Raw genomic sequence first — 20,328 nt, forward strand, 5'->3', positions numbered from 1 at the left:
GCAGGAAATATATTAAAAAAATATGTCATCAATCGCATCGCATGATTATTTTAATAAATAATCCTTAATGTAGAAGTTTCATCTAAAATTTCAAATTCAAGCAGGGAGGGAGACCCATGATTTGTTCATTCTCAAATCTGACCGATCAGGAGCTTAAAGCCATCCAGGAACTGGAAGGCAGCCTTAAAACGTCACTTCTGGCTTTTTCCTGTCAAAATCTTAAAATTTCGGACTTATCCCAGGAAGACCTCTCCCGGATCCAGGAGCTGGAAACCCGGATGGGCATCAGCCTGGTCGCGGTAGATGCGGGTTGACAGCCCCTTTCCTGCGGTGCATTCATTTTAGCGCCCTGGCCAGGGCTTCGGCTATATGCAGCACCTCAAAGGGCAATTTCTGCTGAATGGCCCCGCCCCTTAGCTGCATCACGCACCCCGGGCAGTCTGTGGCGAGAATTTCCGCGCCCGTGTCGCCGACCGCCGCCAGTTTTTTATTCAAAATTTCCGCGGATATTTCCGGAAATTTGAATGAATAGGTGCCGCCCAGCCCGCAGCAGGTTTCCTCTTCGCCGTGGGGCACGTAGTCATATCCGGCGCTTTCGAGCACCTGCCGCGGGGCTTCGGTCACCCCCAATCCCCGGCACAAGTGGCAGGGGGCGTGATACGCGGCTTTCACCGGTTGTTCAGGCCGGCCGGCATCGGAGGCATCCAGCACGAAATGGGCAAATGAGCTGAAATCAATAATTTTCCGGGCAAATTGGGCGGCCTTGACCGTTCGGCCGGCGGCGGTCCCCAGCAGAAACGGGTAGTTCTCCCGCATGTGCGAGCCGCAGGAGGCGCAGAAGGTCAGGATGAAATCATACTCCGCCGGATCCATATGGCTGATATTGTATTCGGCCACTTCGGCGGCGGCTTTGCGCTCGCCCAGCATATACAGGGGAAGGCCGCAGCAGCCCTGGGCATAGGGAAAGTCAATGCGGATGTTTTTGCCGGTAAACAGGCGCAGGCCGGCTTCGAGCTGTTCCGGATAGACAAAATCCTGCAGGCACCCGGAAAAAAGCGCCACCCGGTATTCCGGATGTGTCGGTCGGTGGGGCGCCGGATTCCAGCGGTCCCTGAAGGGTTTTTTGGAAAGGGCCGGCAGCGCCTTGAACGCATGCTCTTTGACCAGGGCATGGGGCAGATGCCGCATATAGGGTGTGCCGCCGGTGACCGGCGTCTGGGCATAGCGGCCCGCGCGCAGCAGGGTGTGAAAGCGCCGGCGGTTTTTGATCACCGGCACGGCCAAAGCGTTTAGCACCGGTTTCCGGCCGTCTTCCTGGATCAGGGTGTGGACCTCCTTGATCAGCCGGGGCAGATCAATCCCCGCCACGCAGACCTCCTTGCAGGCCTGACAGTTCAGGCAGTTCTGAACCAGGTTCTTGTCCCGGTTCTTGCCGTGAAAGAAATAGGTGAGGATGAGTCCGATCGCCCCGATATAGATGTGGCCGTAAGTGTGGCCGCCCACCATGCGATAGATGGGGCAGACATTGGCGCAGGCCCCGCAGCGCACGCAGCGAAGCGCCTCGGAGAAGACCGGGTCCCTGGCCAGCGCGCTTCGGCCGTTGTCCAGGAACACAATGTGCATCTGTTTCTGCCCGTCTGGGGCGGCAGCCGAGGGGGTTGCGCCGGTAATCCAGGTGACGTAGGAGGTCATGGCCTGGCCGGTGGCATTTCTGGGCAGGCCTTTTAGAATCTGCAGGGCCTCATGAAGCGTGGGGGTCAGCTTGTCCAGGCCCACCAGGGCCACATGCACCCGGGGCAGGGTCGTCACCAGCCGGGCGTTTCCCTCGTTGGTGATCAGACCCAGCGTGCCGGTTTCGGCAATGGCGAAATTGGCGCCGGAGATCCCCATATCCGCTTGCACAAACCGCTGCCGCAGTTCGCGGCGGGCCACCTTGACGAGCCGCTCAATATCGGTATCCTGGGGTTTTCCGGTGACTTCGGTAAACAGGCGGCTCACCTCGTTTCTGGAGAGATGAATGGCTGGCATGACCATATGGGAGGGCCCCTCGTGTCGCAGCTGGATAATCCATTCGCCCAGGTCGGTTTCAATCACCTCATAGCCCTTGTTCTCCAGAAAATGATTGAGAAGGGTCTCCTCTGCGGTCATGGATTTGGCCTTGACGATTTTTTGGCAGCCGTTTTCTTCCGCGATCCGGGCGATAATGGCATTGGCTGCCGAATCGGAGTCGGCCATATGCACCGTGGCACCAGCCGCCTCCGCGGCATTCTTGAATTGGGCATACAGCTCATCCATCCGGCCCATGGCCGCATCCTTGGCGGAAGCGATCTGCCGGATAAGCTCGGCCCGGTCAATCCCGGCGAAATTTTTGGCGCGTCCCTCGCGGTAGGCTACAGCGAAGTTGTCCAGGGCGGTTTTCTGGAATTTATTGTCAAGCGCCTCGCGAAGCTCTTTGCGGTAGGCGTTAAGGGTGTCAGCGGTTTGCATCCGTCCGTTCCTCTTTAAGTGTCTTCTTTAAGGATTAGCACGTGCAGGGCAAGCGGGCCGTGCACACCCAATGTCAGCACCCGCTCGATATCCGCCGTGCGGCTGGCGCCGGTAATGAAGGCGGTATAACCGGGCCGTGCCGAAAGGCTTTTTAAGAGCAGGGGTTCCAGATCTTCCGTATCAGCAAGGATGTCCGCTGCCCGGAGGATGGCGATGTGCACTTCACTGATCATTGTAGCCAGGCGCAGATCTTCACTGGTGCAGTTTAGGACAAGGGTGCCGGTATCGGCAATCCCGGCAGTTGCTGTGGTCAAACCCACGTCAATGCCGCCGGTATAGGCGTGCATCCCGCGGTCGATCAGACCGATGCCGGCCTCCCGGCAAAGCGGGGTGAGTGCCGATATCGCATCTTCCCCCAAATCAGGTACGGCCATTAGCCTCTCCCATTGTTTCAGCCCGCAGAGTTCTTCTGCCGGATCGGACAAGGGGAATTCACAGCCTGAGGAGAGAATCTGACAGGCCGCCTTATCCCGGCAGATGGTGACGGCATAGTCATAGGCCGCCTCGATTGTGTCCACCAACTGGACCTCAGTGGAAACCGCACGGGCCTTTTCGGTAAATTTTTCGATTAACGCATGCTGGCTCATTTAGCTTTTGCCTCGCTGGCGGGTGTATGGGCGGCGGCCTCTGTTTCACCCATTTTATCAAGGGCCTCCGCATAGAGTTCCACCGGGTGTTTGACCGCAATGCCGCAGCCGGCGTGGGATAACAGATCGGTAATCTGCATCATGCAGGCCGGACATCCCGTGGCCACGACATCCGCCCCGGATTCAATGATGCGGCTTGATTTTTTCTGACCGATTTTCCGGGAGATATCATAGTGCTGGAGGTTAAAGCTCCCGCCCATGCCGCAGCAGCGGTCCGCCTCGCGCATCTCCACAAACTCCCGGTCAGGCAGGGCGGAAAGCACGGCCCGTGGCTGGGAGAAAATGCCCAGAGATTTCTTGAGGTGGCAGGGATCGTGATAGGTGACCCGTTTTTCCGAAATCGGCTGATCCCCTATGGGCTGGATGTTTACGACATCCACCAGAAATTCGTTGATATCCCGGGTTTTTTCCGAGATGGCCAGAACCTTTTCGCGAAGCGCGGCCGGGAAATTTTCTGTCATCAGGGGCCATAGTTTTTTGATGGTGGATGTGCAGGTGGCGCAGGGGGTGATCAGGTAATCATAATCCACGCTTTCAAATATTTGGATGTTTTTTCTTACCAGCTGCTCAAATGTCTGGCGGTCGCCGGCGGCAAGGGCGGGGATGCCGCAGCAGGGCACCTGATCGGCGACAAACACATCCACCTGATGGTAATCAAACACCCGCATGGCCGCATCGCCGACTCTGGGCAGGACTTTGTCAATCAGGCATCCGGGATAAAAGGCGACTTTGGGGCCTGAATGATTCGGCCTCTTAAACCGCCGGTGCGCGTGCTTGTGCCAGGCTGTTTTGGCCAGCGGCAGGTAATGGCGGTCCCCGATGACGGGGGACATGAACCGGGCACATGAGGAACCCAGGGTCTCGTCGATCTGTTTGGAAAAAGGCCCCTGGATCCTGGCCATCCAGCGGAGCAGGCGATCGAATCGGTCCGGATTGGAGAGAAAGCCCCGGAAAATGGCTTTTTTAACCGGCGACAAACCGAGGTAGCCGGTGATAATCGCCCGGGCTTTTAAAAAGATATCCAGGATTTTGACCCCGCTGGGGCAGGCGGCTTCGCAGGAGCCGCACAAGAGGCAGCGGTCCAGGCGCTCCTTGACCGCCTCGGGGTTATCGAGGATTTCCTTGCTTAGGTTTTCCACCAGCACGAGTTTGCCGCGGGCCACGTCGGTTTCCCGGCCGGTTTCGCCGTAGAGCGGGCAGGCCGCCTGGCACATGCCGCAGCGGGTGCAGCAGACCAGTTCTTCGTCGAGTTCATTGAGCAATCGGACCAGTTTGCGAATATCTGCCATTTACCCCTCTCCGATCATTTTGCCCGGATTTAAAATATTTTTGGGGTCCAGCGCCTTTTTTAACCGTCTGGAATACAGGATCGTTCCCCGGCTGGTTTCATTCTCCAGATACTTGCTTTTGGCAAGGCCGATGCCGTGCTCCCCGGAAAGGGTGCCGCCGAGCGACAGCGCGGTTTCAAAGATCTCGTCAATGGCCTGCTCCACCCGCGAAAATTCCTCATGGTTTCGTTTGTCGGTGAGAATCGTCGGATGGAGGTTGCCGTCGCCGGCATGGCCGAAGGTGCCGATGGTGATATGGTATTTTTTCCCGATTTCATTGATTCTTTTCACCATTTCCGGGATTTTGCTGCGCGGCACGGTGGCGTCTTCGAGCACCGTGGTGGGTTTTAAGCGGGCCAGGGCAGGGAGGGCGTCGCGCCGGGCCTGCCAGATGAGATCCTTTTCAGCAGCCGATTGGGCCATCTGGATTTTGGTCGCGCCCTGGCGGGTGCAGAGCTCTTTTATCTGCGCGGCATCATCTTCGACTTCCGCCGGATGGCCGTCCACCTCGATCAGCAGAAGCGCCTCGGCATCCACGGGAAGCCCGGCCTGCCGGAAGTCCTCCACGGTCCGGATGGTGAAATTATCCAGAAATTCCAGAGTACAGGGGATGATCTGGCTGGCAATGATGGCGGAGACGGTTTCCGATGCCTTTTCCACGGAATCAAAGACCGCCATCATGGCCTGCTGGGCCTTGGGCGGCGGAATGAGCTTGAGCGTTATCTGGCTGTAAACGCCGAGCAGCCCCTCGGAGCCCACCATAAGATCGGTTAAGTTAAACCCGGTGGCGCATTTGACGGTGCGGGAGCCGGATTTGACCAGCTCACCCGCGGCATCGAAGAATTCAATGCCCATCACATAGTCCTTGGTCACCCCGTATTTAAGCCCCCGCAAGCCGCCCGCATTTTCCGCCACATTGCCGCCGATGGTGGAGACAGTCTGGCTGCCCGGGTCCGGCGGATAGAAAAGGCCCTTTTCCGCCGCGGCTGCGGCAAAATTCGCGGTGATCACCCCGGGCTGGACCACGCCGTACATGTCTTGCGCGTTGATTTCGATGATCTCAGCCAGGGCGTTGGTCACAATCACCACCGATTCCGTGCTGCTGGGAATGGTGCCCCCGCTTAGGTTCGTGCCCGAGCCCCGCACGGTAAGCGGCAGCCCGTGCCGGTGGCACAGCCGGACGGTCTGCCCCAGCTCTTCCGTGGTCGTCGGCCGAATCACCAGGGCGGGCACCACGGCATCCAGCACGGCCGAATCGTAGGCATAGGCCTGCCGGTCGGCTTCCTCGGCCATGACGTTTTGCCGGCCGATCTGTTTTTCAAATTCTTTGATCAGGTGTTTATTTGGCATAATGGATATTTCCTGCTGGCATAATTCATCAAAAGACGCCTGGAAAAAGGACATAGGCAAAAAGCAGACCCAAAAGGCCCACCACCGCGGCGTAGAGCATCAGCGGGATCACGTTTCGCCTGAGGATCAGGCCCTCCATGCCCACCAGGCCCACCGTCGCCGATGCGGCCACAATGTTGTGAATGCAGACCATGTTCCCCATGGCCCCGCCCACGGCCTGAAGGGCGACGATAATCTGACGGGGCAGGTCCAGTGTGCCGGCAATGCCGTACTGGAACTGCGCAAAGAGGAGGTCTGAGACCGTATTGCTGCCGGTGATAAATGATCCCAGGGCCCCGATGAGCGGCGCGAAAAACGGCCAGGAACCGCCGGCCACAAGGGCCACCGCTTCGGCCATGGAAAGCGGCATGGAGGCGTAGTCCATGGGATTCATCGTGGAATTTTTAAATATCTGGACCAGGGCCACGGCAAAAAGCAGGGCGATGGTCGGATTCTTCATCCGTTTGAATGCATCCGTCCAGGCCTTTTTCACATTTGCCGCGGGCATTTGATGGATAAACACGGTAAGCACCGCCACCAGGACAAAGGGGATAATCCCCGGATTGTAGAACGGCCGCAGGGCATAGTCGATGCCGGATTGGCCGAGAATGTCTGAAATTCCGAGTTCCAGGCTGGTGACCCATTGGCTGAACGGAAGGAACTTAAGACGGGTCAGCACCAGGATGAGGCCGATTAAAATATAGGGCAGCCAGGCGCGGAACTGGCTCATCTGCTGCTTAAATTCAATGGTTTTCGCCGTGGCGATCTCACCGGTCCAATCCGCTTCCCATTCGGACTGCGGGCCGAAATCCCAGCCGGTCTCAGGCAGAAACCAGCCTTTCTTGGCCCCGAACAAAACCACGCCAAGGCTGACCAGCCCGCCGATAAGCGCGGGGAATTCCTCGCCGATGAGAAAGGCCGAGCCCACATAGGGAATGACGAAGGCGGTGCTGGCGAACAGCGCGAACTTCCAGATGGCCAGGCCCTCCTTCCAGGATCGGTTCCGGCCGAAGAGCCGCGTCATGAAGCAGACCACGAATATGGGCAGGATAAAAGCCATGACTGTATGGAAAACGGCCGCCCATTTGCCCACCAGCATGTTGAATCCGTCCATGGAGGCAAACCCCAGATCCATTCCGGCCTCGGCTACGGCGGCCTCGATTTTTCCTTCAAGATTCTTCAGGCCGAACCAGATGGGTGTGCCCACCGCCCCGAATGTGACCGGCACGGTGTTTAGAATCAGGGCCACCAGTACGGCGGCAAGCGCTGGAAATCCCAGGCTTAAAAGCAGGGGGGCGGCAATGGCCGCCGGCGTGCCGAACCCGGCGGCGCCTTCCAGAAATGCCTCGAAAATAAATGCGATGATGATCACCTGGACCCGGCGATCCGTGGAAATGCCATGGAACCCGTGGTTGATGGTTTCCATTCCGCCGCTCTCAGAAAGTGTATAGAGAATCAGCAGCGCGCCGAAAACGATCAGCAGCACGGTAATGGCGCTGCCGAACCCCTGAAGCGTGGAGGCTGCGACCACGATGAGATCCATCCGCCAGACAAAAATCGCCGTAAGGGCGGAAACCAGCCATGCGACCGGCATGGCCCGGGTCGCGGGCCAGCGGAATCCTACCATGAGAATCAGGGCCACAAGGATGGGCAGAAAGGCAAATCCGGCAAGCCATCCGATGGACATAGGACACCTCCTCTAAAATGTTTGTTTACGGGTGCAGCCTGAAACAGTCGGGATCGGCCCGGATGCCAGGCGGCATTTGACAAAGGGCGGACAGAAGCAATTACTTGCGGATGGTGAATCCGGGCTCTACGCCGACGGCCCGGCAAACCGCCTCGTCCTGTGCGGTCAGCACCTCCATGTAGTCTCCGGAAAGCCATTTTTTTTCAGCCGTCCAGTAATAAGGCCGGGGCTTTTGCTTGATCACCTCATTGGCGGCAAGGGTCAGCAGAATGGCCTGATGGCGCTGGCTTGCATAGCAGTCCGTGGACAGGGCAAACCATTCATAAACCGTATCCAGCTCTTCCCCGTCCGCGTCTTGTTCATAGGGGGTATAGAATTTCATATCTCTCTGGCTCAGCGTGCGTTTTTCAGACGGATTCTGCTTGTCATATACCTCCATATACGCGTACGGACGGTAAACCGCGGCAAAAAGGGTAAAATCTTCATCTTCCGGGGCCGGGATGCTGGTGAGATAGTAATGATCTGCGTTTTTTACATTGTTTCCGGACAATATCCGCTGGAAATATCCGGTGGCATCTTTCATATTGCCGATTACCTGGCCGGTTTCACCGTCCGGCAGCACCTTGCTGAACAGTTTTCCGTAGGCCATTTCATAGGTCTCGCTGATCGTGACCGGCATGTCGGCTTCCTGCATTCGCTGATTCAGGGTCTGCAGGCTCAAATCCGAATACGCATAGTAGGGAAGCGCAGAGGTTCCCACATCCAGCGCCTTGCCCACCGAATAGGTGGCGGCAATCGGCACCTCCACCAGCTGGCAGCCGGCAGTGGAAAGTATCATGGCAAAAATAAGCAGGCCGGCAAATGGTTTCATGGCAATCCTCGTCTTTGTTTATCGAAAAGTTGGGTTTTAAGGTTCCGGTTTCCTGTGGCTGAACCATTTCATTTATAATATACTTTAATTGAGTGATTTTCAAGTTTGGCGCAGACACAATAAAAAGGAGGTCTCTTTATGCTAAAAAGAGTTGTTTTGTTTCCGGTTGTATTGATGATTGTTTTTTCCGTCGCGGTTTCAACATCCGCCCGGGCGGAAGAGGATGTGGAAGGAAGCAGGGATCATCCCATGATTTCCCGGTATGAGGGTTCGGTCATTAAAAGGTACGAGCATGTTGATTATGACCGAATCGAGTTCCCTTCGGGCGTGGAAGATGATGAGCTGCAAGTCGCCACGGTGGAAGGTGAGGTCACAAAAATTATTTATGCGGCGCCTGAAGGACTTTCCGTTTTACAGGTACAGAGAAAGTACCAGATGGCATTGAAAGAAGCCGGTTTTGAAATTGTCTATGAATGTTTTGGAGGAATGGATAAAATTCCGCGGGATATTTACACAGATTATGATCCCGGCAGGCTTGGTATCCCGGGTAAAAGTCCGTATTATGAAAAAGATAACAGCTATTTTCTGGCCAAAAAGCCCGAAGATGACTAGGAGATTTATGTTTCGGCCCATACCCTGTTAAGTGAAAGGTTTGACGACCGTGCTGCCACCGCCCTTCAGGCCCTTTCAATTTTATATCAGCTGATATGTTCATAATTTAAGAATCCAACATGCTTGCCAAAGTCTTGCCTGACATTTAGCTTTGGCAACTGCACATTTGAAAAAGCTAAACTCATCGCCTCTTTCAAAATAAGCAGTACAAGATCTTGCAGCTACCCGGCATTTTTTTTCTATGCCGCAACCTTTGAGCCCAAAAGCTCTAAAAACTTCTTCATCCATTCCGGACGTGCGGGCCATGCCGCGGCTGTTACTAAATTGCCGTCAACATACGCATTGGTTAGGGTTTCATTGGGTTCCCCCCATTTGCCGCCAGCCATTTCCACGTCCGGTTTAACCGCCGGTTTCATTGTTATCGTTAGCATTTTTATTGTCATCCGCAATAATGTTAACCGTGAAATTGGAAACCGTCTGGGGTCCTGCTGCCCCCGGTTCTGTCTGATTAACTGCCGATCTCCTTTATGTATATCGCCCCCAGGGGACAGACATCAATGCACTCCCAGCAGCCCTGGCACAGGTCATGAAATATCATGGGCGGCTCAAAAGGGCCGTCCATCTGCTTGATCACCTTATGGGGGCAGGCTGCCACCGGCGCACAAATTCCGTTTTCCGGGTCACATTGCCGGGGATCGCAACTTTCAAAGTCCACCATGGCAAAGGTCTTTTTTCCCTGTGGGCCCATATTTTCTCCTTTAAAGCTTTCTGTTTGAGGAATCCTGACTGATATTGAAGGCTTGGTCAAGGTGGAAAGTCTCGGGGTTATTTGCCCCTTGCCTTTCTGATTTTTCGCGCACATCCCGCTTTCCGTTTTGAGGTTTGAAGTTTTTCAAAATTTTGTATAAATACGAAACTGTTTTCAGGCCAGTGAATTTCAGATAATGTGGATTTTATTTTAAAAGGCGATGGCATGGATCTGACAGGGTATCGAATAAGAATTACAAATGCGGCTAACTGTCCGGCTTTTAAAGCGGATGAGATTTTGAATTTTTCCGGTCATTCGTTGGTACTGCCAATGGAGATCCATTTGTGTCTCGGGTTTGTGGAAAGCTTGTCATCCGTTCTGCCGGAAACTGCCAATGTCAGTGCGCTGGCTTTTGAATTTAACTGCAGCGGCGACAGCATCGGCAAGTCCTGCAGTTTAACCTATCTTATTGAGAAGTCGGATATTGAAACAAAGATTTTCGCCGGGGCCATGCCGGGGAAAAATATTGAAGCCATATCCCGTCTGCTTCTGAATTTACCCATGTTTCGGTCTTTTGACAAATACAGCATAACCCGGTTTTTGTCATACTTCCAAGTGGAGCATATCTATGACCTGGGGTTTAAATCCTACCGCAGCGGGGATGTTTTTATTAAAAAGGGCGAACCGGGCAGAAATCTCTATATCATTATTGCCGGCCGGGCGGAAGTTATTGATGAAGAGGGCAACTCCATCGCATTTCTCGCCAACGGCGAAGTGTTCGGGGAAATGAGTCTGATCAGCGGAAACCCGATCAGCGCAACGGTTCGAGCTGCCGCCCCAACAACGGTGATTCGTCTGTCAAGCAGGGATTTTATCCGCATACTGCCGAAATTTCCGGCCCTGCAAACCTATTTTGCCCGATTGCTCACCCAGCGGCTAAGCCAAAGCAACACTGAACGGACCAGGGATCTGTCAGCTGTCATGGCCGGTGATTTAAGAGAGATGCCGCCAGAGGACGTGATGCAGACGATGCATATTAATCAGAAAACCGGCGTGCTTAATTTCTGGATGGGAGGCGTTAACGCCAGGGTCTTTTTCAATCAGGGGGAAATCATTCAGGCCGAATATGGCCGGGAAACCGGAAGGCATGTAATTGCAAAAATTTGCCAAAACCGGACCGGCAAATTTAACTATTCCCCGAAGCTCCCGCCAGAGGCGGAAAAAATGGAGACTTTGGGCAGCTTTATGGCTATTCTGATAAGCGCCCTAAAGGATCTTGATGATCACCAAAACAGGATTTCAACCCAATGAGCGGCTTTTTAATGCTCCCCGTCAGCCGGACCTGCCGCTTCTTCATCGTCTAAATTCAATTTATGCGCGGTAAAGACCGCTGCTGCTGTTGAAAAAAGCCCCAGGGCATTGGGCCAGGGGAATGCGGGGCTGTCCGATCCGGTGAGCAGAATGCCGGAAATGAGCAGAATGCCGGTAATGGGAATAAGGATGCGCTCTTTCATTTGATTTTCACCCTCCTGAAGCAAATGCCTTAAATTTTTTTGCCTTAAGCGATATTTATTGCAAAATTTATTGCATTATGCTATTTAAGTCAAGCAAAAACTAAAATATTTATTGCTTTTTGAAATAATTTAAGGCTTTGAATATGGCTAATTTTTATGTATTATCAATAAAAAAAGGAGGTTTATAAAATTCGCCCGGACAAAGAAATATTTTTTCAAAAAGCGCTAAATTATTTGCTTGAGCGAAAAGGGCGGGGGGCGCAAACCGAAGTCGCCATCGAGGCCGGCATCTCGCAGTCCTATCTCAATCAGATCAAGACGGGTTCCCGAATCGGCAGCGTTAAAACCCTGCATTTGATTGCCGGTGCGCTGGGTACGAGCTATGAGGACATGCTGAGGCTGGGCGAGAGTATTTCTTTGTCGGATACGCATCCGGAATCCGCGCCCCACCAGCCCTCTCTTGCCCGGGCCGGGCGGGAGGGGCTGCCAAAACCCTTCAACCACCAGGGGGATTTTGATTTTGTGCCCATGGCTGAGGCCAAGCTGAATGCCGGTGGCGGCCATGTGGTGATATCAGAGCAGTACGGCGAGCTCTATGCCTTTAGAAAGGACTGGCTCAGGCAGGTGGCGACGGCTGCGCACAACATCGTGTTGATGATGGTCGAGGGCGAGAGCATGACGCCCACCATTTCAGACGGGGACACGGTCATGATCGATATGGGCCGCACCCGTATCAAGTCGGGCAGCATTTTTGCCATCGGCATAGAAGACACCATTATTATCAAGCGTCTGGAATACCTGGTAGACGGCAGAATCCGCATTATCAGCGATAACCGCCAGGAATACGCCCCCTATGAGGCGGACAGCAAAGAAATCCGCATTATCGGCGAGGTTATCTGGTGTGCCAAGCAGTTTATTAAGACCTGAATTGAGCATATGAAAAATGGCATTGTCTTGTCTTGTTTTGCGGTTCGGGTTTTGCTAATTTACCGGGAAAATTTTGGGAGGTAGCCTTTTAAACCGATGAAAAATTCGGATTCCGAACAAAAGCAGACCCTGAAACGCTCGGATGCGTTTCTGCAGAAACTGATCCAGAGTGCGGTGGACGGCGTCATTGCTGCGGACATGAAGGGAAACATCATAATTTTTAATGATTCGGCCTCTGAGATCAGCGGATATACCGGCAGGGAGGTGTTCACGGAGATTAATATCCGGGATGTCTATCCGGGCGACGGGGCGCGGGAGGTGATGCAAAAGCTCCGTTCCGAGGATTACGGCGGGGTCGGCAAGCTCAAATCCCGCAAAATCGATGTCAAGCGCAAAGACGGCGAAATTATACCGATTCTCCTTAATGCGGCCATTATCTACGAGGATCAGCAGGAGGTGGCAACCATCGGGTTTTTCCATGATCTGCGGGAGGAGCTAAGAATCCGCGATGAACTGGAAAAAACCCAGGTGCAGCTTCTTCAGGCGGAAATCAGGGCTTCGCAAAGCCGGGAGCGGGCCATTATCGATGCTTTTCCCTCGGGCGCCCTGGTGGTGGATGAAAAAGGCCAGGTGGTCCTGATGAATCCGGCCTTTAAGAAACATCTGGAGCTGAATCCGGATACGCCGGCGGGTAAACCGATCGAGGAATATGTGGATAACCGGAATTTCTGCCGGTTTGTGCGGAGCATTCCGGAGCAGGCGGCGATTGATCCGGATGAAGCGCCGACCTGTGAATTCGGCCGCTCCCAGGATAAATATTTTCTGGCCAAGGCCCGGCCGGTCAGCGGCGAGCAGGAGGAGAATCTGGGGGCGGTGGTGATCCTTGTGGATATTACGGCCATCAAGCTCCTCGACCGCCTCAAATCCGAATTTGTGGCCAAAGTCTCCCATGAACTGAAATCCCCGCTCTCCACCATTCATGAGCAGTTGAGCATTGTACTGGAGGAGCTTACCGCCGAGCAGCAGAGTGACAACCAGCAGATCCTGTTCCGGGCCAGGGAGCGGACCAACAGCCTGATCTCCATGATCAGCGATTTGCTGGATATCTCCCGGATTGAGACCGGCTTGATCTCCGGGGAGGGCCATACCCCGAATCTTGCCCGGGTCCTGACCGAAACCGTGGATTTTTACCAGTCAAAGGCCAGGGACAAGGGGCATACGATGACCCTTGATCTGCCGGAAAAAGCGTTCCCGCCGGTGAAGGCCGATCCCATCGCCCTGCAGAGCATTTTTTCCAATTTGATCACCAATGCCATTAATTATACCCCGCAGGAGGGCCGCATTGAAGTACGGGCCGGATTTGCCGGGGAATTTATATGTGTCGCCATCGCGGATAACGGCTTGGGGATTGCACCGGAATATATGGATAAGATTTTTGAACGCTTCTATCGGGTGCAGACCGAAAAAACGCGGATGATTCCGGGCACCGGCCTGGGGCTTGCCATTGCCAAGGAGATGCTGACCTCCATTGGCGGACATGTTGAGGTCAGCAGCGAGCCTGACAAGGGCAGCGTGTTTACGGTGTATCTGCCGATCGAGGAAGCGGCGGCGGAAACTTCAGGGGATGCCTGAACGCGCCTTCGGGATTATTCGTCTATCAGGCGGTTTATGGCCTCGGCGATCTGCTGGCCGGATGCCGGCTTTTCCAGGTAGTCGTCCGCCTCGGTGCACATGCTGTCATAATGGGAATAATTGGTGGGCGGGACATCGACATCCGCCGAGGTGACCCGGCCGCCCACGCAGGTCAGCAGTATCACCGGGATATCGGAAAGCTCGGGGTCCTGTTTGAGCTCCCGGCACACTTCATGGCCGTTTTTCTCCGGCATCATCACATCCAGCACAATGGCATCCGGGGGATGCTGCCGGATTTTTTCCATCCCCTCCACCCCGTTATAGGCGGCTTCGACATCAAAGCCGCTTTTTTTCAGATATCTCTGGACCACCATATTAAAATCCGGATCATCATCAATGACCAAAACCCTTTTCTTGTCCATATAAATCCCTTTCAAATGGGTTACGCTTGTTTTTTTCTTTTTTATAGCAGCCCGGGCGGGCGGGGATCAAGCTTGAAACGCAGGATTCTGGTTTGCATAAACGGCGGCGGTGTTATAAGGAGAGATGGGAGATGATTGCCGAAAGCCAACCATGATTGATAACTATATTTAAGGACGAGCCGGCCGAATGATACAGCAGACCATTGTTTCCTGTGATGAGATCCAGTGCTTCATGGTAGCGGAGCACTTTTTCGAGTATTTCAGTGATGAGGCGGGGGTGACCACCTTTGACCGGGCGCTGCTGGATCTGGCCCGGGTCTATGACGATGCGGTTCTGGTGGGGGCGATCGCGGTTTCCAAATACGTGCAGCCGCCGATTGAGCCGCGGGTCACCTTTGATATCGACGTGATCCTAAAGGAGCCGGATTTTGAAGATTTTTTAAACGATGAAATTCCTTTTGAAAAAAATCAAATCCTGGACACCTATTTTGAAACCTCGGATTCGGTCAGCCACAGCATTAAACACAAGAAAACCCATATTTATGTGGATTTTCTCTCGGTTCAGAGCGAACCGGTACGAAAAAAGCTCGTCCGGCACATTCTTGAGAACCCGGATGCGGCCACCAATCTTCTCTCCATGGATGAGCATCGGCTTTTGATTGCCAAGCCGGAGCTTGTGATCGCCCTGAAGCTAAACCGCTATGCCAAGAACCCGGGATCCGAAAAAGGGCTGGCGGATCGGCTGGATATTGTCAAGATGCTGAAGTCCTATTATGGGCAGACCGATCTTCTGGATCCGGATAAGATCCGGGCAATAAGCAACCGCCGGGAGGTAAAATGTCTGGATGAAATTTCAGAAGATGTAAACCGCGAAATGGGCGATATCTGACCATGAAGCGGCTCTCCCATTCCCAATTTACCTGAGAATGATGAATTTGTTGACCAATCCCGGTATGTTATTATATTTGTTGGTTAGAGGCATAATTAACATCCGTGTCAATGCGCATTTTAATCTCCGGGCTTGCGAGGTGGGGTATGGCGATGGCAGATGGCAATTTTTTCCGGTGCCGGCAGAGGCGGGGGGCATTTTATTTGGCGGGCGTGACGGTGTTTTTGGCTGCTTTTCTATCCGCCTGCGGGCCGATGAAAGCCTATGACGGGGCGGTGCTGGCGCCTGAGGAAATTTCCGTCATCCGGCCGGATACGGAAAAAGCCTTCACCCATGTGAGAATTTTAAGAATTAACGATTACCCGGTAAATCGGTTTGATTCCGGGGTAGAGGTCATGCCCGGGGAGAATACGATTTTTGTCCAGGTTACCCTGGATTATCCCTATTTGCATGGTTTTTTCCATTTCTGCGAAACCCTTACCTTTGAAACTGCGCCGGGCCAAAGCTACACGGTTTACGCGCGGGTTTCCCCGCTGCTGGCAACAGGCTATATATGGGTGGAAACCGATTCATCGCCCGGCGGGGTGGTGGCGGAAAGCCTTGCCACGCCCGCCCGGACAGATTCCTATCCCCACTGCAAGAAAACCGGATCATAGGGGAAAGGGCTGAGAATGCCCAGGGCTGTTTAAATTATAAAGGTTTGACTAAACCCAGGCGGTGGTGTCAGGCATCACCGCATCCATTTTTTCGGATAGCTGATCAAATTCCTTTTGTAACTCACTTAGATTGCTATCAATGGTTTTCTTCTGCGGTGACCAGTCCGCCGGGCATTCGTTGCGAAGTTGTTCCAGGTTTTTATTCAGCTCCGCCACAATGCCGTTTAGGCTGTCAATCAACGGCTGAACTTTTCCTTTGTCTGTTTCTTTAAGTTTTTCGGTGGCCAGGATAGCATCATAAATGTTTGCCTTCCAGCCGGTTAATTGCTGATTAATCGTGTCACAGTAAGATTTTGCGTCCATAACTGGCTCCTTTCCGTTGCGGTCTGTTGGGTAATTAATCTAGGAGTTAATATATATGCAGAATCTGGCCTGTCAAATGAGGCGCCCGGCCATTCACACAGGAAATCCTCATTTTATCAGCTGAACAATAACGCCTCGGATGCGTGATATTCCATATTGCCCGGATTTAGAATAAATGATAGATTATTTGACAAATGACATTTCAGATATGCAGAGAAAGGACGGCATGATTATGAATAAACCGTTGTGGCTTATCATTTTCCTTATTTCCGTGGGCCCGCTGATGGCTGGCTGCACCTCCAAACTGGTCCGCATTGATTCTTCCCCGGCATTTGCAAATATTGAAATTAATGATGAGCATATCGGGAAGACGCCGTTTTATTACCGGTTCAGGGACAACTGGTATCCCTGGCCGATAACAAAAACCGAGGATTATTCCGTGGTAGCGAAGCTGCCGGGGCATGAGCCGTCAGTTAAGGTTTTTAAGGACACCCCGCCCGCTTTGGATATCAGCTATGTTCCCGATGAAGTGGTTTTCGAACTGGAGGCGGCGGGAAGCGATAAGGCATCGAAATGAAATGCTCATGGCGACTGCTGCCTAATTTACAAGACCGTCAAGTTTGCCGCAATGGATGCGGCGGCTAATTTGTTCTATCTATTTTTCAGGCGGGCCCGGTGGCACCGCCCTACGCAGCAAAGCCGATATTTTGTAGGGTCGGCCACCGTGCCGACCTGACATGCTGAAATCGGCGGTTCCGCAATTTCGGTGCCATTGTCTTGGATGAATACGGAGGGATCTATCAATGTCTGATGCGTGGAAGGAAGCATTAAGCTGCGCTCTGGAATGCAAGCGATGCGGCGCAATACTGGAATCCGGAGCCAAACGGATACTTTCCGTGTATGACCATCAGCCCATCTGCATGCCCTGCAAAAACGAGGAGGAGCGCCGTCCGGACTATGAGGCGGTGGCCCAGCAGGTGATCGGGCAGTGCATGGCCGAAACCGAAGTCATGTACGGCGATCCCGCGGGATACTGCTATTTTCATTTCTATCCCTTCAAGTGCTGACGTCTTTTTTTGAACGGGTTTTACAGTAAATTTTTTGCAGCCGGAAGATATCGGCCCGGTCTTCCGGGAGCTGCTGCTTTCTGGGACGGATGAGGCTTACCCATAGGTTCTCCTTTTTGCAGAGGATCTGGGTCTCCTTGCCATGGTAGTGATAGGCATCCTTCGGGATGATGACCCCCCGGGATTTTCCCAGGCGCCTGAGGAGCCTGTCCAGCATATTGGGTTCAGGTACATTAACACTCATAGGCAGTGCCGGATATTGTAATATTCCGTTCCATCAAAAGCTATAGACCATTGTCAGTGCGGTTTCCGTGTCTGTCTTCTCTCTGCCCGCCGGTACGCTTGAGGTGTGTTCCAGGGTAAACGCCGCTTTCATGGAAAGGGCGCCGATAACCTGGGCTTTCACCGAAGATCCGGATTTGGTGACGGTCTGATCCGCCCCGGTCTCCACGCTAAGCTCCTGCTTAAAGCTCGAATTCTGGGTGAGTTTAATGAGGCCATCCCCACAATGATGAGGATGGCGCATATAAGCCCAAGGGGTTTAAGTCTCATTCAGCTCACCTTCCGTCAGGTCTGGGCTCAGGGTTGAGTTGCTTAGAGTTTTTTACTTGTTTAATTTAGTCGGTTTAACTCCCACATGCAAGGTGGCAAGTCCCATTGTCAGCCGGCGCCACCGGATCTCCCGAAATCCGGCGGACCGCATGAGGCCCGCAAATACTTCCGGTTCCGGAAACCGAAGGACCGAGGCCGGAAGATACCGGTAGGCCATGCGGTTGCTTGTAAAAAAACCGCCCACAGCGGGCAGGATGCGTTCAAAATAGGTGGCATAAATGGTTTTCAAAAGCCGCTGCCGGGGGGTGGCCAGCTCCAGCACAGCCAGCTGGCCGCCGGGTTTTAAGTGCTCGTGAAATTGCCGGAGTGCGGCTTTTCGGTCCATGATATTGCGGATGCCAAAGGCGATGGTCACTGCGTCAAAAATCCCGGGCAGAAACGGCAAGGCCAGAGTGTTGCCCGCGACCAAGCTGGTCTGTGCGTTTTCAGGCAAAGGCCCTATTTTGCGGCGGGCCACCGCCAGCATCTGCGGGGCAAAGTCAATGCCCACCATTCGGCGGCCGGTTTTTGATTGCCGGGCGAGTTCAATCAATACGTCCCCCGTGCCGCAGGCGGCATCCAGAATATATCCCCCCTCCGGTATGGAAAGCGCCTGTACCATCTCCCGCCGCCAATACACATCACGCCGCAGGCTAAGCAGCCGGTTTAAAAAATCGTAGCGGGGAGCAATGTGGTTGAACATATCTTTGATAAAACCGAGTTCCATGTTGACATTCCGTATTTATGCATTAGTGTATCGCTAAAAGAAACAACGATTCCTATCCTCATATCACATGGCGGTCCGCTTTAAAATTTTATTTTGGATGGCATAACTGCCAGATTTCTGGTAAACATCGAAAATTGGCCGTCAAACGGTTTGAACATTTATATGCTTTAATCAACAAGGAGATTCATGAGTCCGAAACGCGATTATTACGAAATTCTCGGTGTAAATCGGGATGCAGACGCACAGGAACTCAAGTCCAAGTACCGAAAAATCGCCATGCAAAACCATCCGGATCGAAACCCCGGCGATAAAGAGGCCGAAGAGCGTTTCAAAGAGGCGTCTCAAGCCTATAAAGTCTTATCCGATCCGGAACAGCGGCGAATTTATGACCAGTTCGGCCATGAAGGGCTAAACGGCATGAACGGCGGCGGCGCTGGTGCCGCGGGATTTGAAGACATTTTTTCCAGTTTCGGCGACATCTTCGAGGAATTCTTCGGTTTCCGCAGCGGCCGGCGAGGCCAGAGCAGCGCCATGCGGGGCGCAGACCTGCGCTATGATCTTTCTGTTGAGTTCATGGACGCGGCCTTTGGGATGGATACGGAAATCGATGTGGAAAAGATGGTGAAGTGTCCGACCTGTAACGGATCCGGTGCCAAACCGGGAACAGAGCCGGAAATCTGCCGTCAGTGCCGGGGTACCGGGCAGTATGTCCGCCAGCAGGGATTTTTCTCGGTTAAAAGCACCTGCCCCAACTGCCGCGGCCAGGGAAAGATCATTTCCGATCCGTGTTCCGAGTGCCGTGGCCGCCAGCAGGTGGTGGATACCAAACGGGTGGCGCTTAAAATCCCCGCCGGTGTGGACAACGGGTCCAAGCTGCGGCTGGCCGGAGAGGGCGAGCCCGGCGTAAACGGCGGGCCGCCCGGGGATCTGTATGTGTTTCTCCGGGTCAAACCCCACGAATATTTTGAGCGCCGAAACAATGACGTAATCTGCAAGGTGGAGCTCTCCTTTGTGCAGGCCGCGCTGGGCGATAAGGTGACCGTGCCCACATTGGAAGGCGAGGAAACCGTTACCATCCCCCATGGCAGCCAGTACGGGGATACCTTTCGATTGGCCGGTCAGGGCATTCCCTCCCTGCGCACCAATATCCGGGGGGATCAAATTGTGCAGGTGGAGCTTAGAACCCCCAAGCATCTGAACAAGCGGCAGGAAGAGCTGCTCCGCGAGTTTTCCAAGATCGAGTCTGAAAAGTTCACCAGCCGGATTAAAAAGCTGTTTAAGAGCGGCAATGCCAAGGCTGCCAAGTAAGGGATGGACCCATGTATGAACTGAAAGTGGTGACCCGGTTTGCCGCGGCGCACCAGTTGAAAATGGTTACCGAGAAATGCGAGAATCTGCATGGCCATAACTGGCGGATCGAGGCCTTTGTGGCCGGCCCAAAATTGGAACATTCCGGCGTACTGATCGATTTCGGCGTAATTAAAACGTATCTGGCCGAAATTATCGATTCATTGGATCATAAGTTTTTAAATGAACTGGAATTTTTTAAAAGCGCCAATCCCTCCTCGGAAAACATCGCCCGCTATATCGCGCAGACGCTTCAGTCCCGTTTAACGGAACATCCCACGATCCGGGTCTCCCGGGTTAGCGTCTGGGAGTCAGATGACGCCTGTGCCACCTTTTACAATTCGGATGCCGCCTGAAACCCTGC

The 20,328-nt window shown here is 53.6% G+C and carries 25 protein-coding genes; 11 read left to right on the forward strand and 14 right to left on the reverse strand.

Translation table 11 applies throughout. From position 1 onward, the window contains the following. Positions 1-116: 116 nt before the first annotated feature. Positions 117-314 carry a hypothetical protein gene (locus U5L07_18300; GenBank protein ID MDZ7833702.1) on the forward strand — a complete coding sequence of 66 codons (198 nt, stop codon included), beginning with the start codon at positions 117-119 and terminating at the stop codon, positions 312-314. Between the two features lie 22 nt (positions 315-336). On the opposite strand, the gene U5L07_18305 is transcribed toward U5L07_18300, so the two are convergent. The 6 genes from U5L07_18305 to U5L07_18330 all read right to left on the reverse strand — a co-directional run bounded on the left by U5L07_18305 (position 337) and on the right by U5L07_18330 (position 8,469). Next, on the reverse strand, positions 337-2,487 hold the full coding sequence (locus tag U5L07_18305; GenBank protein ID MDZ7833703.1) for an LUD domain-containing protein: 2,151 nt from the start codon (positions 2,485-2,487) through the stop codon (positions 337-339). Between the two features lie 14 nt (positions 2,488-2,501). Further along, positions 2,502-3,134 carry a lactate utilization protein gene (locus tag U5L07_18310; protein ID MDZ7833704.1) on the reverse strand — a complete coding sequence of 211 codons (633 nt, stop codon included), beginning with the start codon at positions 3,132-3,134 and terminating at the stop codon, positions 2,502-2,504. Beyond that, entirely contained in the window at positions 3,131-4,483 is a 1,353-nt protein-coding gene (locus U5L07_18315; protein MDZ7833705.1) for a (Fe-S)-binding protein, read from the reverse strand. The genes U5L07_18310 and U5L07_18315 overlap by 4 nt, the downstream gene beginning before the upstream one ends. Then, entirely contained in the window at positions 4,484-5,872 is a 1,389-nt protein-coding gene (locus U5L07_18320) for an FAD-linked oxidase C-terminal domain-containing protein (GenBank protein ID MDZ7833706.1), read from the reverse strand. A 28-nt stretch (positions 5,873-5,900) separates the two neighbouring features. Further along, complete coding sequence (locus tag U5L07_18325) at positions 5,901-7,598, reverse strand: L-lactate permease (GenBank protein MDZ7833707.1); 1,698 nt, start codon at positions 7,596-7,598, stop codon at positions 5,901-5,903. Between the two features lie 100 nt (positions 7,599-7,698). Continuing rightward, positions 7,699-8,469: a hypothetical protein gene (locus tag U5L07_18330; GenBank protein MDZ7833708.1), complete on the reverse strand. Its 771-nt coding sequence runs from the start codon at positions 8,467-8,469 to the stop codon at positions 7,699-7,701. 138 nt (positions 8,470-8,607) lie between these two features. Here U5L07_18330 and U5L07_18335 point away from each other — a divergent pair, with 138 nt between their 5' ends. Further along, positions 8,608-9,081 (forward strand): hypothetical protein, encoded by a 474-nt coding sequence (locus U5L07_18335; GenBank protein ID MDZ7833709.1) that lies wholly within the window; start codon positions 8,608-8,610, stop codon positions 9,079-9,081. 239 nt (positions 9,082-9,320) lie between these two features. Here the strand turns inward: U5L07_18335 and U5L07_18340 are convergent, their stop codons facing one another. Both U5L07_18340 and U5L07_18345 read right to left on the reverse strand, forming a co-directional pair. Continuing rightward, positions 9,321-9,512: a DJ-1/PfpI family protein gene (locus U5L07_18340; GenBank protein ID MDZ7833710.1), complete on the reverse strand. Its 192-nt coding sequence runs from the start codon at positions 9,510-9,512 to the stop codon at positions 9,321-9,323. 77 nt (positions 9,513-9,589) lie between these two features. After that, positions 9,590-9,829 carry a 4Fe-4S binding protein gene (locus U5L07_18345; protein MDZ7833711.1) on the reverse strand — a complete coding sequence of 80 codons (240 nt, stop codon included), beginning with the start codon at positions 9,827-9,829 and terminating at the stop codon, positions 9,590-9,592. A gap of 330 nt (positions 9,830-10,159) precedes the next feature. Here U5L07_18345 and U5L07_18350 point away from each other — a divergent pair, with 330 nt between their 5' ends. Beyond that, positions 10,160-11,140 carry a cyclic nucleotide-binding domain-containing protein gene (locus tag U5L07_18350; protein MDZ7833712.1) on the forward strand — a complete coding sequence of 327 codons (981 nt, stop codon included), beginning with the start codon at positions 10,160-10,162 and terminating at the stop codon, positions 11,138-11,140. 8 nt (positions 11,141-11,148) lie between these two features. Here the strand turns inward: U5L07_18350 and U5L07_18355 are convergent, their stop codons facing one another. Beyond that, positions 11,149-11,343 carry a hypothetical protein gene (locus U5L07_18355; protein ID MDZ7833713.1) on the reverse strand — a complete coding sequence of 65 codons (195 nt, stop codon included), beginning with the start codon at positions 11,341-11,343 and terminating at the stop codon, positions 11,149-11,151. A gap of 234 nt (positions 11,344-11,577) precedes the next feature. Here U5L07_18355 and U5L07_18360 point away from each other — a divergent pair, with 234 nt between their 5' ends. Further along, positions 11,578-12,270 (forward strand): S24 family peptidase, encoded by a 693-nt coding sequence (locus U5L07_18360; GenBank protein ID MDZ7833714.1) that lies wholly within the window; start codon positions 11,578-11,580, stop codon positions 12,268-12,270. A gap of 96 nt (positions 12,271-12,366) precedes the next feature. After that, positions 12,367-13,902, forward strand: a complete 1,536-nt coding sequence (locus tag U5L07_18365) for an ATP-binding protein (GenBank protein MDZ7833715.1) — start codon at positions 12,367-12,369, stop codon at positions 13,900-13,902. A gap of 14 nt (positions 13,903-13,916) precedes the next feature. On the opposite strand, the gene U5L07_18370 is transcribed toward U5L07_18365, so the two are convergent. Next, the gene (locus U5L07_18370) at positions 13,917-14,324 is read right to left on the reverse strand and encodes a response regulator (protein ID MDZ7833716.1); all 408 of its coding nucleotides are present in this window, start codon (positions 14,322-14,324) and stop codon (positions 13,917-13,919) included. A gap of 187 nt (positions 14,325-14,511) precedes the next feature. Between U5L07_18370 and U5L07_18375 the strand changes: the two genes are divergently transcribed. Beyond that, positions 14,512-15,213, forward strand: coding sequence for a hypothetical protein (locus tag U5L07_18375; GenBank protein ID MDZ7833717.1), 702 nt, complete (start codon positions 14,512-14,514; stop codon positions 15,211-15,213). Positions 15,214-15,365: 152 nt separating this feature from the next. Next, positions 15,366-15,869, forward strand: coding sequence for a hypothetical protein (locus tag U5L07_18380; GenBank protein MDZ7833718.1), 504 nt, complete (start codon positions 15,366-15,368; stop codon positions 15,867-15,869). Between the two features lie 48 nt (positions 15,870-15,917). Here the strand turns inward: U5L07_18380 and U5L07_18385 are convergent, their stop codons facing one another. Beyond that, a complete protein-coding gene (locus tag U5L07_18385; GenBank protein MDZ7833719.1) occupies positions 15,918-16,232 on the reverse strand; it encodes a hypothetical protein in 315 nt (104 codons plus the stop codon). Between the two features lie 232 nt (positions 16,233-16,464). Between U5L07_18385 and U5L07_18390 the strand changes: the two genes are divergently transcribed. After that, positions 16,465-16,809, forward strand: a complete 345-nt coding sequence (locus U5L07_18390; protein MDZ7833720.1) for a hypothetical protein — start codon at positions 16,465-16,467, stop codon at positions 16,807-16,809. A gap of 226 nt (positions 16,810-17,035) precedes the next feature. Continuing rightward, positions 17,036-17,299: a hypothetical protein gene (locus tag U5L07_18395; protein ID MDZ7833721.1), complete on the forward strand. Its 264-nt coding sequence runs from the start codon at positions 17,036-17,038 to the stop codon at positions 17,297-17,299. Here U5L07_18395 and U5L07_18400 read toward each other — a convergent pair. The 3 genes from U5L07_18400 to ubiE form a co-directional block, all read right to left on the reverse strand. Next, a complete protein-coding gene (locus U5L07_18400) occupies positions 17,289-17,543 on the reverse strand; it encodes a hypothetical protein (GenBank protein ID MDZ7833722.1) in 255 nt (84 codons plus the stop codon). The two genes, U5L07_18395 and U5L07_18400, sit on opposite strands and share 11 nt — an antisense overlap. A 33-nt stretch (positions 17,544-17,576) precedes the next feature. After that, on the reverse strand, positions 17,577-17,825 hold the full coding sequence (locus tag U5L07_18405; GenBank protein ID MDZ7833723.1) for a DUF481 domain-containing protein: 249 nt from the start codon (positions 17,823-17,825) through the stop codon (positions 17,577-17,579). A gap of 78 nt (positions 17,826-17,903) precedes the next feature. Further along, positions 17,904-18,617 carry a bifunctional demethylmenaquinone methyltransferase/2-methoxy-6-polyprenyl-1,4-benzoquinol methylase UbiE gene (gene ubiE, locus U5L07_18410; protein MDZ7833724.1) on the reverse strand — a complete coding sequence of 238 codons (714 nt, stop codon included), beginning with the start codon at positions 18,615-18,617 and terminating at the stop codon, positions 17,904-17,906. 186 nt (positions 18,618-18,803) lie between these two features. Between ubiE and dnaJ the strand changes: the two genes are divergently transcribed. Both dnaJ and queD read left to right on the forward strand, forming a co-directional pair. After that, on the forward strand, positions 18,804-19,925 hold the full coding sequence (gene dnaJ / locus U5L07_18415; protein ID MDZ7833725.1) for a molecular chaperone DnaJ: 1,122 nt from the start codon (positions 18,804-18,806) through the stop codon (positions 19,923-19,925). An 11-nt stretch (positions 19,926-19,936) separates the two neighbouring features. Further along, positions 19,937-20,320 (forward strand): 6-carboxytetrahydropterin synthase QueD, encoded by a 384-nt coding sequence (gene queD, locus U5L07_18420; protein ID MDZ7833726.1) that lies wholly within the window; start codon positions 19,937-19,939, stop codon positions 20,318-20,320. The last annotated feature ends 8 nt before the right edge of the window (positions 20,321-20,328 follow it).

This window comes from Desulfobacterales bacterium (assembly GCA_034520365.1).
Classification (GTDB): domain Bacteria; phylum Desulfobacterota; class Desulfobacteria; order Desulfobacterales; family Desulfosalsimonadaceae; genus M55B175.

Excerpts from the sequence above, each read along its gene's own strand:
- U5L07_18300 (MDZ7833702.1), top strand. The coding sequence starts at position 117 with ATGATTTGTTCATTCTCAAATCTGACCGATCAGGAGCTTAAAGCCATC.
- U5L07_18305 (MDZ7833703.1), bottom strand. The coding sequence starts at position 2,487 with ATGCAAACCGCTGACACCCTTAACGCCTACCGCAAAGAGCTTCGCGAG.
- U5L07_18310 (MDZ7833704.1), bottom strand. The coding sequence starts at position 3,134 with ATGAGCCAGCATGCGTTAATCGAAAAATTTACCGAAAAGGCCCGTGCG.
- U5L07_18315 (MDZ7833705.1), bottom strand. The coding sequence starts at position 4,483 with ATGGCAGATATTCGCAAACTGGTCCGATTGCTCAATGAACTCGACGAA.
- U5L07_18320 (MDZ7833706.1), bottom strand. The coding sequence starts at position 5,872 with ATGCCAAATAAACACCTGATCAAAGAATTTGAAAAACAGATCGGCCGG.
- U5L07_18325 (MDZ7833707.1), bottom strand. The coding sequence starts at position 7,598 with ATGTCCATCGGATGGCTTGCCGGATTTGCCTTTCTGCCCATCCTTGTG.
- U5L07_18330 (MDZ7833708.1), bottom strand. The coding sequence starts at position 8,469 with ATGAAACCATTTGCCGGCCTGCTTATTTTTGCCATGATACTTTCCACT.
- U5L07_18335 (MDZ7833709.1), top strand. The coding sequence starts at position 8,608 with ATGCTAAAAAGAGTTGTTTTGTTTCCGGTTGTATTGATGATTGTTTTT.
- U5L07_18340 (MDZ7833710.1), bottom strand. The coding sequence starts at position 9,512 with ATGCTAACGATAACAATGAAACCGGCGGTTAAACCGGACGTGGAAATG.
- U5L07_18345 (MDZ7833711.1), bottom strand. The coding sequence starts at position 9,829 with ATGGGCCCACAGGGAAAAAAGACCTTTGCCATGGTGGACTTTGAAAGT.
- U5L07_18350 (MDZ7833712.1), top strand. The coding sequence starts at position 10,160 with ATGGAGATCCATTTGTGTCTCGGGTTTGTGGAAAGCTTGTCATCCGTT.
- U5L07_18355 (MDZ7833713.1), bottom strand. The coding sequence starts at position 11,343 with ATGAAAGAGCGCATCCTTATTCCCATTACCGGCATTCTGCTCATTTCC.
- U5L07_18365 (MDZ7833715.1), top strand. The coding sequence starts at position 12,367 with ATGAAAAATTCGGATTCCGAACAAAAGCAGACCCTGAAACGCTCGGAT.
- U5L07_18370 (MDZ7833716.1), bottom strand. The coding sequence starts at position 14,324 with ATGGACAAGAAAAGGGTTTTGGTCATTGATGATGATCCGGATTTTAAT.
- U5L07_18375 (MDZ7833717.1), top strand. The coding sequence starts at position 14,512 with ATGATACAGCAGACCATTGTTTCCTGTGATGAGATCCAGTGCTTCATG.
- U5L07_18380 (MDZ7833718.1), top strand. The coding sequence starts at position 15,366 with ATGGCAGATGGCAATTTTTTCCGGTGCCGGCAGAGGCGGGGGGCATTT.
- U5L07_18385 (MDZ7833719.1), bottom strand. The coding sequence starts at position 16,232 with ATGGACGCAAAATCTTACTGTGACACGATTAATCAGCAATTAACCGGC.
- U5L07_18390 (MDZ7833720.1), top strand. The coding sequence starts at position 16,465 with ATGAATAAACCGTTGTGGCTTATCATTTTCCTTATTTCCGTGGGCCCG.
- U5L07_18395 (MDZ7833721.1), top strand. The coding sequence starts at position 17,036 with ATGTCTGATGCGTGGAAGGAAGCATTAAGCTGCGCTCTGGAATGCAAG.
- U5L07_18400 (MDZ7833722.1), bottom strand. The coding sequence starts at position 17,543 with ATGAGTGTTAATGTACCTGAACCCAATATGCTGGACAGGCTCCTCAGG.
- U5L07_18405 (MDZ7833723.1), bottom strand. The coding sequence starts at position 17,825 with ATGCGCCATCCTCATCATTGTGGGGATGGCCTCATTAAACTCACCCAG.
- ubiE (MDZ7833724.1), bottom strand. The coding sequence starts at position 18,617 with ATGGAACTCGGTTTTATCAAAGATATGTTCAACCACATTGCTCCCCGC.
- dnaJ (MDZ7833725.1), top strand. The coding sequence starts at position 18,804 with ATGAGTCCGAAACGCGATTATTACGAAATTCTCGGTGTAAATCGGGAT.
- queD (MDZ7833726.1), top strand. The coding sequence starts at position 19,937 with ATGTATGAACTGAAAGTGGTGACCCGGTTTGCCGCGGCGCACCAGTTG.